The sequence below is a fragment of the Arthrobacter sp. zg-Y1143 genome (assembly GCF_030125565.1).
Classification (GTDB): Bacteria; Actinomycetota; Actinomycetes; order Actinomycetales; family Micrococcaceae; genus Arthrobacter_B.
Genome location: NZ_JASKLW010000005.1, coordinates 193,615 through 206,389, shown reverse-complemented (window position 1 = coordinate 206,389; position 12,775 = coordinate 193,615). Strand labels below are relative to the sequence as shown.

The window sequence follows — 12,775 nt, the reverse complement described above, 5'->3', positions numbered from 1 at the left end:
TGTTTCTCCGGCACCTGCCGTTTTTTATTGGGCGGCCGCGCTTTTCCCTGTGCCGTGCCCGGGCAGGTCCCAACGCTCCTCGCCGTCCTCGTCCAGCTCCCCGCTGGCGATCAATCCCAGTTTGCAGGCGACGGCGGCGGAGGCCTGGTTCTGCGGATGGATGAACGCGGCAACCGGGCCGCCGGAGCACCGCTGCAGCCAATCCAGCACTGCCCGGGCGGCTTCAGTGGCGATGCCGCCGCCCTGGAAAGGTTCGCCCACTACCCACGCCAGGTACGCCGTCGGGCACGGCCCGCCCACAGCCACGGTGGCCTGCACGAATCCGACGGCCGCGCCTTCCTCCCGGATGATCCAGTTCAGCCATGCCTCGCGCCCATCCGGCGAGGCACCGACGGATTGTGCGGCATACCGGCCGGTCAGTTCCCCGCGGGTGGGCGCCGTCCCGCCGATGTACCGGTAGAGGTTGGTACCGGCCAGCACCGGGACCATCTCCGCCGCATGAATAACGCTCAGGGGCTCCAACTGCAGGCGGGGTGTGCTGATGCGGGCGGCACGGAGGATGGTGTTCACGGCACCAGTATCCACTGCCCCTGGATTACCAATAGCCACGCATCAGCTCTGTGGCCCAGCCGGGCTGGGCCACGGGCCCCCGTGGTCCGAATTCGGCCACAAACGGCTTGATGTCCAGCACTGGCGGACCGTCCACTGCGTCCAGCCCGGAAACCTCCAGGGACAGGCCGCCCACTCCGCCAGTCCCCACAATGCCTCCTCGGTGAACAGTGCGGGATCCAGCGTAATCACGGCCCGCTCCTGCTCCCACTGGTCATCCCGCACCTCGCTGCGGCTGGACGACACCTGCCCGATGGCCTCCATCTGGAACTTCACTTGGCACTCACCGCTTTCCCTCCGGTTTCCCTCCGGTTTCCGGCAAGGATTATGTCAGCCGCCGCGGACTGCAGGGGAATCCGTGACGTGACCCTCGGGCACTCCTGCCCGGGCGGGCGATGTGAAAGGCTGGGTCCATGACGCGCACTGAACGGATACCGGCATGGCTGCGCCGTACGGGCATTGAGGTGGCGGGCTGGACGCTGGTTGTCCTGGGCCTGGCGGCCCTGGTGCTCCCCGGACCCGGCTTGCTGATGATAGTTGCCGGTCTTGCGGTGTTGTCCCTGCGCTACGCCTGGGCCCACCGCTGGCTGAACCCCGTCCGGGTGCGTGCCTTTCGTGCTGCCGCTCAGGGGGTGCAGACCTGGCCGCGGATCGCTGGAACCGTCTGCGGTGCCTTGGCCGTGACGGCAGCCGGGGTGCTGTGGGGTATCTGGCGGCAGGCACCGAAGTGGTGGCCGCTGCAGGATACCTGGTGGCTGCCCGGCGGATGGGCCACAGGCATCACCATGATTGTTTCCGGCTGCCTGGGACTGGCCCTGATCGGGTACAGCTATGTGCGGTTCCACGGGCCGGACAAGCCGGGGCCGAAGGACATACACTGACCGGCTGCGCGTTCACTGGATATGCCCGGCACGCAGGGACGGAAATGGCACCGGCCCACGTTCCGCGCTAGGGTGCAGAAACCGCTCAGCACAAAGCGTTATCCGGCAACGGACGGGGAACCACTCCCCCGGTGCCGGATAACGCTTGCCCGTCAAAGGAGACCGCAATGCCCAAATCCGCACCCGCCCGCACCGCAACGGCACAGGACACCACGGTGGACCTGCTGGTGATCGGCTCCGGCACCGGCATGGCCGCTGCACTGGCTGCCGCCGAACTGGGGTCCTCCGTCCTGATCGCAGAGAAGACCGCCTACGTGGGCGGCTCGACGGCACGGTCCGGCGGTGCGTTCTGGATTCCGGACAACCCGATCCTGCGCGAAGCCGGCGCCCCCGATTCCCCCGCCCGGGCGGCCGCCTATGTGGATGCCGTCGTCGGCGACACCTCCCCGCGGGAACGCTGGCAGTCTTTCCTCGACAACGGCACGGACACCGTGGAAATGCTGCGCCGGACCACCCCCATGCGCTTTATGTGGGACAAGGAGTACTCCGACTACCAGCCCGAGCAGCCGGGCGGTTCCGCCATCGGCCGCAGCTGTGAATGTATTCCCTTTGACGCCAACCGGCTGGGAACCGAACGCGCCCGGCTCCGCGGCGGCACCATGGAGGCACCCCTGCCCATGCCCATCACGGGCAAGGACTACCGCTGGCTGAACCTGCTCGCCAAGGTCCCGGCCAAGGGCTTCCCGACCGCCGTGAGGCGCGCCGTGCAGGGCATCGGCGGACTGGCGCTGAAGCGGGACTATGTCGCCGGCGGGCAGGCCCTCGCTGCCGGGCTGTTTGCCGGAGTGCTGAAGGCGGGCATCCCGGTCTGGACGGAAACATCCCTGGTCCGGCTGATTTCCGACGGCGGCCGGGTCACCGGTGCCGTCCTGGAGCAGGACGGCACGGAGGTGACGGTGACGGCACGCCAGGGCGTGGTGCTCGCCGCCGGCGGCTTTGACCACGACATGGCCCTGCGGCACAAGCACCAGTCCCCAGCCCTTGAAGGGTGGAGCTTCGGCGCCGAAGGCAATACCGGTGACGCCATCAAGGCCGGTGTGGACGCCGGCGCCGGCACCGCACTCCTGGACCAGGCCTGGTGGTTCCCCGCCGTCGCGCCGCTGCCCGGGGCCGCACCGTCGGTGATGCTGGCGGAGCGTTCCCTGCCGGGCTCGTTTATTGTGGACGACGCCGGCAAGCGGTTCCTGAACGAGGCGGAGAACTACATGTCCTTCGGCCAGCATGTGCTGGAGCGGGAGAAGCAGGGCGACCCGGTGGGCACCATGTGGATGATCTTCGACCAGGAGTACCGCAACAGCTATCTGCTGGCCGGCGCGCTGTACCCCCGCTCGCCGTTGCCCGCAGCGTGGTACGAGGCGGGCATCGCCGCGAAGGCCGGCAGCCTGGCCGAGCTCGCCCGGAGCATCGGGGTGCCCGAAGAGACGTTCACGGCCACGGCGGCCCGCTTCAATGAAGTCGCTGCAGCCGGCGTCGACGAGGACTACCACCGCGGCTCCAGCGCCTACGACCGCTACTACGGTGACCCGACCATCCGGCCCAACCCGAACCTGCGCCCCCTGAGCGGCAAGACCTTTTACGCCGTCAAGATGGTGCTCTCGGATCTGGGTACCTGCGGCGGCCTGACCGCGGATGCCCGCGGGCGGGTCCTGCGCGAGGACGGCACTGTGTTGGAGGGGCTGTACGCCATCGGCAACACGGCAGCGAACGTCTTTGGCAAGAGCTACCCCGGGGCAGGCGCCACCATCGGCCAGGGCCTGGTGTACGGCTACATTGCGGCACGGGACGCCGCCGGCAAGGGCGCCCCGGCTGGCGCTGCCGGCTAGCCCAGCGTTTGGAGCGCCGCCGCCAGATAAGGCGCCGTCCGGCTTGCCTCGCAAGCGGCGACGTCGGCGGCGGTGCCGGCGCACATGATCCGGCCGCCCTCTTCGCCGCCAGAAGGACCCATGTCGATCACCCAGTCAGCGGAAGCCACCACATTCATCGAGTGTTCCACCACCACCACGGTGTTGCCCGCGTCGACGAGGCGGTTCAGCTGGCGCAGCAGCAGTTGGACGTCCTGCGGGTGCAGGCCGGTGGTGGGCTCATCCAGCAGGTAGAGCGTGTGTCCGCGGCGGGCACGCTGGAGTTCGGTGGCGAGCTTGATCCGCTGCGCTTCGCCGCCCGAGAGCTCGGTGGCGGGCTGTCCCAGGCGCAGGTAACCGAGCCCGACATCGAGCAGGGTCTGCAGGCTGCGGGAGGCAGCCGGCACGTCGGAGAGGAACTCCGCAGCGGACTCCACCCGCATATCCAGCACGTCCGCAATGGACATTCCCCGGTACGTTACCTCAAGGGTTTCCTTGTTGTAGCGGGCGCCGTGGCAGACGGGGCATGGTCCGTAGGTCCCGGGCAGGAACAGCAGTTCGACGGCGAGGAAGCCTTCACCCTGGCAGGTCTCGCAGCGGCCTCCGGCCACGTTGAAGGAGAACCGGCCGGCGGTGTAGCCGCGCGAACGGGCTTCATCGGTTGAGGCGTAGAGCTTCCGCACGGCGTCGAACAGGCCCGTATAGGTGGCCAGGTTGGAGCGCGGAGTACGGCCGATGGGCCGCTGGTCCACCCGGACCAGCCGGTCCAGGTGTTCCAACCCTGCGATGGACCGCACCTGCACGCCGGGATCGTCGTCCTCGGTGTCTTCCGTGTCGTCGGCCTCCGGAGCCGCTCCGTTGACCTGGCGGCCCACTGTTTCGGCCAGCACCTGGCTGACCAGGGTGGACTTGCCGGAACCGGAAACGCCGGTGACTGCGGTGAGTACGCCCAGCGGGATGTCCGCGTCCAGGCCGTGCAGGTTGTGCCGGGTGATGCCTTTCAGCGTCAGCCACTCATCGGGTGTGCGGCGGGCCGGCGGTGCGGTCTGCGCTTCGCCGAACAGGAACGGACGCGTGGCGCTTTCCTCTACCTCCGCCAGTCCGTCAACCGGGCCGCTGTAGAGCACGGTGCCGCCGCCGTCGCCGGCCTGCGGGCCGACGTCGACAATCCACTCCGCACTGCGGACCACGTCCATGTTGTGCTCAACAACGAACACCGAGTTGCCGGCATCCTTCAGCTCCTGCAGCACGGTCAGCAGCGGCTCGGCGTCGGCCGGGTGCAGGCCGGCCGAAGGCTCGTCCAGCACGTAGATCACCCCGAACAGGCCGGAGCGCAGCTGGGTGGCGATGCGCAGGCGCTGCATCTCCCCCGGCGAGAGGGTGGGGGTGGCGCGCGAGAGGCTGAGGTAGCCCAGGCCAAGGCCGATCAGCACCTCCAGCCGGCCGAGCAGGTCGCGGGTGATGGTCACCGCTACTTCGGTGTCTTCATTGGAGGCCGCTGCACGGGAGGCAGTGCCGGCAGACTTCAGTTCCGCCGTCGGCCGGATGATCTCGGCAAGTTCGGCCAGGGTGGCACCGTTCAGCTCGGCAATGTTCCGGCCGGCGAAGGTGACGGCCAGGGCCTCCGGGCGCAGGCCGGCGCCGCCGCAGACCGGACAGGGGCCCGAAACCATGTAGGCGAGAACACGTTCACGCATCTGTGCGCTGCCCGAATCAGCCAGCGTGTGCATAACGTAACTCTTCGCGCTCCAGAAGCGGCCCTTGTACGGTTTGGCCACCCGGTCACGCTGCGGGGTGATCATCACGACGGGCTGTTCCTCGGTGAACAGGATCCAGTCGCGGTCCTTCTTGGACATTTTCTGCCAGGGCACGTCGACGTCGTAGCCCAGCTGAATGAGGATGTCCCGCAGGTTCTTGCCCTGCCAGGCCCCCGGCCAGGCAGCAATGGCGCCTTCGCGGATGGTCAGCGACGGGTCCGGCACCAGCGAATCCTCGGTGACGGTATGGGCGATGCCCAGCCCGGAGCACTCCCGGCAGGCGCCCGCGGCCGTGTTGGGCGAGAAGGCATCAGAGTCCAGGCTGCCCGGCTCGGCGTTTGCCGGATAGGTTCCGCCGCGGGAGAAGAGCATGCGCATGGAGTTCGACAGCGTGGTCAGGGTGCCCACGGTGGAGCGGGAACTAGGGGCGCCGCGGCGCTGCTGGAGGGCGACGGCGGGCGGGAGCCCGGTGATTTCCTCCACCTTGGGGGTGTGTCCCTGGGACAGCAGCCGGCGGGCATACGGAGCCACTGATTCGAAGTAGCGCTTCTGCGCCTCGGCGTAGATCGTACCGAAAGCCAGGGAGGATTTGCCCGAACCGGAGACGCCGGTGAAGGCGACAATCGCGTCGCGGGGAATGTCGACGTCGACGTTGCGCAGGTTGTTTTCCTGCGCGCCGCGCACACGGACCATACCGGCGGTGCTGGATGTGGGGACATTCTTCGGGGAAGTTTTAGCGGTACTCATCAATATCAGGTTAGCGAGGCACCGCTTGCTGAACGAAATACTAAGCATGCTTTCCGCCCAGAGCGTTAGCGTCCGGCGCCCCCGCCCTGGGCGACCAGTGCCGCAGGTTCGGTGCTGGCCCATCAGCTTGCTGCCCAAAATGGCACTGGCCGTGCCACCCCGAGGGGCGGCACGGCCAGTGTCAGCTAGTGAGCCAGCTGCCGTTCTGCGCTACTGCAGCGCTTTGGCGCGGCGGGCACGCATGGCGTCCTCGTCACGGCCCACGGAGTACATGAACCCGATGGCAAGCAGCACACACGCCAGGATCAGCATGAAGGTGACATCCCAGCCGAAGTGGTCCACGGAGAGGCCGATGCCGGTGGAGGCCAGCGTGGCACCCAGGACATAGCCGAAGAGGCCGGTGAATCCGGCTGCCGTGCCCGCTACCCGGCGGGGGCTGAGGTCCAGGGCCTGCAGGCCGATCAGCATGACCGGTCCGTAGATCAGGCCGCCGATGACGACCAGTGCGCCGTAGGAAATCCACAGCGGCCATTCCACCGGCGAAAGCCAGTAGACCATTACGGCCAGGAATACGCCGATCAGGAAGGTGATGCCCGCCGGCGAACGGCGGCCGCGGAACACCTTGTCACTGATGTAGCCACACAGCAGGGTGCCCGGAATACCGGCGAGTTCGAACAGGGAGAATCCGGCAATGCCTTCGCCCAGGCTCGCACCGCGCACGTCCGCCAGGTACACCGGCGCCCACACGAGGACGCCGTAGCGCAGGGTGTACACAAACACATTGGCCAGGGCCAGCTTGACCATGGTGGCGTTCGTCAGGACATAGCGGCGGACGGTTTCCCAGGTGCTGGCGGTTTCATCCGCTGCATCCTCTTCAACCGGAGCGGGATCATTGCGGTATTCCTCAATGGGAGGAAGCCCTTCGGATTCCGGTGTATCCCGGAGCAGGAAGAAAGCAATAATGGCAATAACCATGCCGACAATGCCCGGGAACCAGAATGCCGACTGCCAGCCGCCGAACCAGGCCAGGGCTGCCCCGGCCAGGGCGCCGGATCCGGCACCGCCTACGTTATGGGCGATATTCCAGAACGCGGTCTTGGAGCCGCGCTCCGAAGTGGAGAACCAGTGCACGAGGGTCCGCCCACTGGGAGGCCACCCCATTCCCTGGAAGAATCCGTTGAAGATCATTACGACGGCCAAGAAGGCAACGGAAGTGCCCACCGCCGGCACAAAGCCGATAAACAGGTTGGCCAGGGCGGAAAGCGCCAGGCCGATCGGGAGGAACAGCCGTGCACTGCTGCGGTCGCTCACAATGGCGCTGAAGAACTTGCTGAGGCCATAGGCTACGAGCACACCGTTGGTGACTACGCCCAGCCCGAAGGCGCTGAAGCCATGCTCGTCACGCAGAATGGTGGCTACCAGCGGCACATTGTTCCGGACGAGGTAATAACCGGCATAGCCGATGAAGATGCCCATAAACACCTGCAGGCGCAGCCGCGGGTATTTTGCCTTTACGGCCTCATCATCGAGGCGCGGGGCGGGCGGCGGAGCAGCAAGAAAACGGAAGGGTCCTCTCTTTGTCCGCGCGGGGGGATTTAGTTGTTGTGTCAATGTCTTCCTTAGCCTAACTAACCACTTAAAGGTGCGGCCAGAACGATACTCCTTTCCCCGTCGATTCCCTATTTATCAGCCGGCTTATTACCGCCGCATCTATGCGCACCGTGCCGCGCCGGCCTCAGGTTCAGACAAACCCCTGCCGGGTATGCTCCGGTGTGTATCATTTCCGACAATCACCCGCGCGATCCCATTCGCCGGATTCATTTGGGGGAAACGTGAGCACTAACGAACAGCAGCCGGGCGGGCAGCACCCGGGCCAGCAGCAGTACCCGGGCCAGCAATATCCCACCCAGCCGTACGGGACGCCGCAATATCCCGGCGAGCAGTATCCCGGGCCTAACCAGTACCAGGACCCGCTGTATCCCAGCTACCAGCCCTTCTCCACCCCCGCTCCAGTGAGGGAAACCGGCAAGCGCGTCGCCAGCATGATCCTCCTGGTCATCGGCTACGTGCTGGGCAGCATTTTGCTGCTTGCCGCGATGGTGACGCTGCCGCAACAACTGAGCGACGCCGACGTCGAATCCGCCGGGGAAGGCGTTGGATACGTGATCGGCACTTTCGTCGGATTCGGCCTAGTGGTTGGACCACCCATCGTTCTCGTGATCCTTGTGCATCTGTGGCGCCGGCGGATTGTGCGCCGGGAGAACGCACAGGTAAAAACCCTCCCCTAGGACCGCTCGCCCATCCTTCCGCCGGGAACTTCAGCCGCTGACCGCAACCAGTGCCGCACCGTACCGCTGCAGCAGGGCATCACCTGCGGTACGGGCTGCCGGCGACACTGCATCCAGCGTCAGGAAGCCGTGCAGATGCCCGGAGTGCGGAACATAGTCAACGGCGGTTCCACCCCGGGCCAGTTCGCGTGCCAGCATCTGCCCCTCTTCCCGCAGTGGATCGTGTTCTGCGGTGGCCAGCAGCGTCCGCACCGGCAGGTGCTGCCCCCTGGCCAGATCCGCACGGAGAAGATGCACTGGGCTGAATTCCGCCAGCCGTTCCGCTGCCGGCACCCACTGCGAGATGTAGAACGCCAGGTCCCGCACCGAAAGCCCCCACCCTTCACCCTTTGTCCGGCCTCCGGGCAGGCTCAGGGTCAGGTCTGCATTCGGGTAGGCCAGCAGCAGCAGGCGGGGTTCGGCCGCGGTACCGGCCAGGCTGCGGGCTGCGAGGAACGCAATAAGCCCGCCGGCGCTGTCACCGGCCAGTCCGGCACCGGGCAGCAGCGGCCCCAGCGCCGGCGGACGGTCCGCCGCCCAGCGCAGGGCCCGGACGACGTCGTCCACCCCCGCGGGAGCGGGATGCTCCGGCGCCAGCCGGTAATCCACTGCCAGGACGGCGGTGCCGGCCAGCAGCGAAAGCCGCCGGCACAGCCGGTCATGGGACTCCAGCCCGCCGAAGACGAATCCTCCGCCGTGCACAAAAACCGTCAGCGGCAGTGCTGAACCGTGAGGACGGTACAACCGGGCGGCCAGCGGTACGGTTCCGGGGATCATCAGATCCCGCACTTCCTGCACCGCCGGACCTGCCGGGCGGCGGCGCGGCACCCGCAGTTGCCTGATCTGTTCCGGCGAGGGCTCCGAACTGCCGCCGGAGCGGACTACCGCCAGCCATGCTGCCAGTTCGGCGTCGGCCACGGATTCCATCCGGACAAAGTATCAGCACCGTCCGTGCAACGGTTCCTTGGACGGCGGTATGTCGATAGGGTCTGTTGCCGGGGCAGGTGCGCCCCGCACCACCGACAATGCAGGGGTCCCTTGCGGCCTATGTTACTCATGAGTAACATCGAGTCGGACGTTGTTCCGTTTCATATCTCAAAGAGGAGTAAGTACGTGAGCCCACAAAGCCGATCACGGCAGATCAGGGACGTAGTTTTCGTTGACGGAGTGCGGACCCCGTTCGGCAAAGCCGGCGAAAAGGGTATCTACGCCGGCATGCGGGCCGATGACCTGGTGGTCAAGTGCATCCGCGAGCTGATGCGCCGCAACCCTTCCCTCCCTCCGGAACGCGTTGACGAAGTAGCCATCGCCGCCACCACCCAGTCCGGTGACCAGGGCATGACCATCGGCCGCACCGCCGCCCTGCTGGCCGGTCTGCCCCGCACGGTCCCCGGATTCGCCATCGACCGTATGTGCGCCGGCGCCATGACGGCCGTGACCACCACCGCCTCGGGCATCGGCTTCGGCGCCTACGACGTCGTCATCGCCGGCGGCGTGGAGCACATGGGCAACCACCCGATGGGCAAGGACGCCGATCCGAACCCCCGCTTCATGACCGAACGCCTGGTGGACCCGGCAGCCCTGAACATGGGCAACACCGCCGAGAACCTGCACGATAGGTTCCCGCACATCACCAAGGAGCGCACCGACGCGTACGCCGCCGCCAGCCAGGAGAAGCTCGCCAAGGCCTACGCCAACAACGAGATCCAGCCTGACCTGGTGCCCGTTGCCACCAAGAAGCCCGGCACCGGATGGACCCTGAACACCGTGGACGAGCCGCCGCGCCCCGGCACCACGGTTGAGGACCTCGCCCAGCTGCGCACCCCGTTCCGCGCCCACGGCCGGGTCACTGCGGGCAACGCCGCCGGCCTGAACGACGGTGCCACCACCGCGCTGCTCGCCTCCGCCGAAGCTGCCGAGGAACTCGGCCTGGGCGTGAAGATGCGCCTGGTCGGCTATGCCTTCGCCGGCGTCGAACCGGAGGTCATGGGCTACGGCCCGGTGCCTTCCACCGAAAAGGTGCTGAAGCAGACCGGCCTGTCCATTGAGGACATCGGCCTGTTCGAAATCAACGAAGCCTTCGCCATCCAGGTCCTGTCCTTCCTGGACCACTTCGGCATTGCCGACGACGATCCCCGCGTCAACCGCTACGGCGGTGCCATCGCCGTCGGGCACCCGCTGGCCTCGTCAGGCGTGCGCCTGATGAACCAGCTGGCCCGCCAGTTCGAGGAAGACCCCAGCGTCCGCTACGGCATGACCACCATGTGCATCGGCCTGGGCATGGGCGCCACGGTGATTTGGGAAAACCCGAACCACCCCGACTACAACACCGATTCCACGGAGGCCACGAAGTAATGTCTGCTCCCGATTACCAGCGCCTCGCGGGCCTCTTCCCCACCGAGGTCGTCACCCACTCCTACGTCTCGGACATCGCACTCCCCGGCAATGCCGGCACCTTCGCGCTGATCACCCTGGACAACGACGTCGACCACTCCCGTCCCACCACGCTGGGCCCGAACACCCTGCTTGAGCTCGGCGAAAAGCTGGACGAACTCAAGGTCCGCGCCGACGCCGGCGAAATTGTGGGTGTGGGCGTCACCGGCAAGCCCTTCTACCTGGTGGCCGGTGCCGACCTGTCCGCTGTGAAGTCCATTTCCGACATCGAAGCCGGCTACGCCATGGCCCGCCTGGGCCACGACGTCTACGGCAAGCTGGGCACCCTGGGGGTTCCCAGCTTCGCCTTCATCAACGGTGTGGCCCTGGGCGGCGGCCTGGAAATTGCCCTGCAGTCCGACTACCGCACGGTGTCCACCGGCGCCGGTGCACTGGCCCTGCCCGAAGCCTTCATCGGCCTGGTCCCGGGCTGGGGCGGCGTCTACCTGCTGCCGCGCCTCATCGGCCCCGAGAACGCTGTCAAGGTGATGATCGAGAACCCGCTGAGCAACAACCGCACCCTCGCCGGTCCGGCCGCCTACAAGCTGGGCATCGCCGACGCACTGTTCGAGCCGGCGGACTTCCTGGAGCAGTCCCTGGCCTGGGCCTCCCGCGTGATCAGCGGCGAAGAAAAGGTGGAGCGGCCCAACGCCGTCGAGCCTGCCGACGCCGGCGAAGCGTGGGATGCCGCCGTCGCCAAGGGCCGTGCCTTCGTGGAGGCCAAGACCTCCAACGCCGCACCTGCCCCGGCAAAGGTGCTGGACCTGCTCGAAAAGGGCAAGACCTGGACCCGCGAGGAATCCCGCGAAGCCGAGTGCGACGCCCTGGCCGAACTGATGCAGTCCCCCCAGTTCAGCTCCACCGTGTACGCCTTCCTGGACCTGGTGCAGAAGCGCGGCAAGCGCCCCGCCGGCGCCCCGGACAAGAAGCTCGCCCGCCCGGTCACCAAGGTGGGCGTGGTAGGCGCCGGCCTGATGGCCAGCCAGCTGGCATTGCTCTTCGCCCGCCAGCTCAAGGTCCCCGTGGTCATGACGGACATCGACCAGGCACGGGTGGACAAGGGCGTGGGCTACGTACACGCCGAGGTGGACAAGCTCCTGGCCAAGAAGCGCATCTCCCCCGACGCCGCCAACCGCACCAAGGCCCTGGTTACCGGCTCGGTCTCCAAGGAAGCCTTCTCCGACGCCGACTTCGTCATCGAAGCCGTCTTCGAAGAGCTCTCGGTCAAGAAGCAGGTCTTCGCCGAGGTGGAGGCCGTGGTCTCCCCCGAGTGCATCCTGGCCACCAACACCTCCTCGCTCTCCGTCACCGAAATGGCCGCGGACCTCAAGCACCCGGAGCGCGTGGTGGGCTTCCACTTCTTCAACCCGGTGGCCGTGATGCCGCTGCTGGAAATTGTCCGCGCACCCAAGACCGACGACGCCGTCCTGGCAACCGCCTTTGTGCTGGCCAAGCAGCTCAAGAAGACCGCAGTGCTGGTCAAGGATGCGGCCGCGTTTGTGGTCAACCGCATCCTGGGCCGCATGTTCGGCGAGATCACCAAGGTTTTCGACGAGGGCACCGACGCCGCCACGGCAGACAACGCCCTGCGTTCTATGGGCCTGCCGATGTCTCCCTTCACCCTGCTCGCCCTGGTGGGCCTGCCGGTGGGCCAGCACGTGCAGGAATCCCTGCACGCTGCCTTCGGCGAGCGTTTCTGGGTCTCCAAGAACCAGCAGAAAATCATCGACGCCGGCATCAAGTCCATTTGGCAGAAGGACGAGAACGGCAACCAGTACATCCCGGAGGAAACCCTGGCGATGCTGGACTTCGGCAACACCCCCTCCACGTCCGAGGAAGTCCTGCGCCGCACGCAGGACGCCCTGGCCGAGGAAATCGGGCTCATGCTCGAAGAAGGCGTTGTGGCAGGACCCGAGGACATCGACCTGTGTGTCATCCTCGGTGCCGGCTGGCCGATGCACCTGGGCGGAATTACCCCGTACCTGGACCGCGTCGGTGCGTCCGAGCGGGTTAATGGCAAGAAGTTCCACGAGGCGGCTGTGGCTGCTTAGCCCCTAACGGGCGCCCGCGCCTACCGTGCGCGCCTACCGTCCGCGCCGGGCGGACCGGAACGGCGGCAA

10 protein-coding genes are annotated in these 12,775 nt (G+C 66.9%); 5 read left to right on the top strand and 5 right to left on the bottom strand.

Features of this window, described 5'->3' with window-relative positions; all coding sequences use genetic code 11:
- Positions 1–24: 24 nt before the first annotated feature.
- Both QNN98_RS07435 and QNN98_RS07430 read right to left on the bottom strand, forming a co-directional pair.
- Positions 25–570 (bottom strand): GNAT family N-acetyltransferase, encoded by a 546-nt coding sequence (locus tag QNN98_RS07435; RefSeq protein WP_283996670.1) that lies wholly within the window; start codon positions 568–570, stop codon positions 25–27.
- 25 nt (positions 571–595) lie between these two features.
- Positions 596–760: a TrmO family methyltransferase domain-containing protein gene (locus tag QNN98_RS07430; RefSeq protein WP_283996669.1), complete on the bottom strand. Its 165-nt coding sequence runs from the start codon at positions 758–760 to the stop codon at positions 596–598.
- A gap of 262 nt (positions 761–1,022) precedes the next feature.
- Here QNN98_RS07430 and QNN98_RS07425 point away from each other — a divergent pair, with 262 nt between their 5' ends.
- Positions 1,023–1,490, top strand: coding sequence for a PGPGW domain-containing protein (locus QNN98_RS07425; RefSeq protein WP_283996668.1), 468 nt, complete (start codon positions 1,023–1,025; stop codon positions 1,488–1,490).
- Between the two features lie 167 nt (positions 1,491–1,657).
- Positions 1,658–3,373: a 3-ketosteroid-delta-1-dehydrogenase gene (locus QNN98_RS07420; protein WP_283996667.1), complete on the top strand. Its 1,716-nt coding sequence runs from the start codon at positions 1,658–1,660 to the stop codon at positions 3,371–3,373.
- Here QNN98_RS07420 and uvrA read toward each other — a convergent pair.
- A complete protein-coding gene (gene uvrA, locus QNN98_RS07415; protein ID WP_283996666.1) occupies positions 3,370–5,895 on the bottom strand; it encodes an excinuclease ABC subunit UvrA in 2,526 nt (841 codons plus the stop codon). The two genes, QNN98_RS07420 and uvrA, sit on opposite strands and share 4 nt — an antisense overlap.
- A 210-nt stretch (positions 5,896–6,105) precedes the next feature.
- Positions 6,106–7,371 carry an MFS transporter gene (locus QNN98_RS07410; RefSeq protein WP_283996665.1) on the bottom strand — a complete coding sequence of 422 codons (1,266 nt, stop codon included), beginning with the start codon at positions 7,369–7,371 and terminating at the stop codon, positions 6,106–6,108.
- A 356-nt stretch (positions 7,372–7,727) separates the two neighbouring features.
- Between QNN98_RS07410 and QNN98_RS07405 the strand changes: the two genes are divergently transcribed.
- The gene (locus QNN98_RS07405; protein ID WP_283996664.1) at positions 7,728–8,183 is read left to right on the top strand and encodes a hypothetical protein; all 456 of its coding nucleotides are present in this window, start codon (positions 7,728–7,730) and stop codon (positions 8,181–8,183) included.
- A 30-nt stretch (positions 8,184–8,213) separates the two neighbouring features.
- Here QNN98_RS07405 and QNN98_RS07400 read toward each other — a convergent pair whose 3' ends face one another.
- Positions 8,214–9,149, bottom strand: a complete 936-nt coding sequence (locus tag QNN98_RS07400; protein ID WP_283996663.1) for an alpha/beta hydrolase fold domain-containing protein — start codon at positions 9,147–9,149, stop codon at positions 8,214–8,216.
- Positions 9,150–9,335: 186 nt separating this feature from the next.
- On the opposite strand from QNN98_RS07400, the gene QNN98_RS07395 reads away from it, so the two are divergent.
- Both QNN98_RS07395 and QNN98_RS07390 read left to right on the top strand, forming a co-directional pair.
- Positions 9,336–10,577, top strand: a complete 1,242-nt coding sequence (locus tag QNN98_RS07395; RefSeq protein WP_227910953.1) for a thiolase family protein — start codon at positions 9,336–9,338, stop codon at positions 10,575–10,577.
- Positions 10,577–12,706: a 3-hydroxyacyl-CoA dehydrogenase NAD-binding domain-containing protein gene (locus QNN98_RS07390; RefSeq protein WP_227926520.1), complete on the top strand. Its 2,130-nt coding sequence runs from the start codon at positions 10,577–10,579 to the stop codon at positions 12,704–12,706. Before QNN98_RS07395 ends, QNN98_RS07390 begins: the two co-directional genes overlap by 1 nt.
- Positions 12,707–12,775 lie beyond the last annotated feature (69 nt).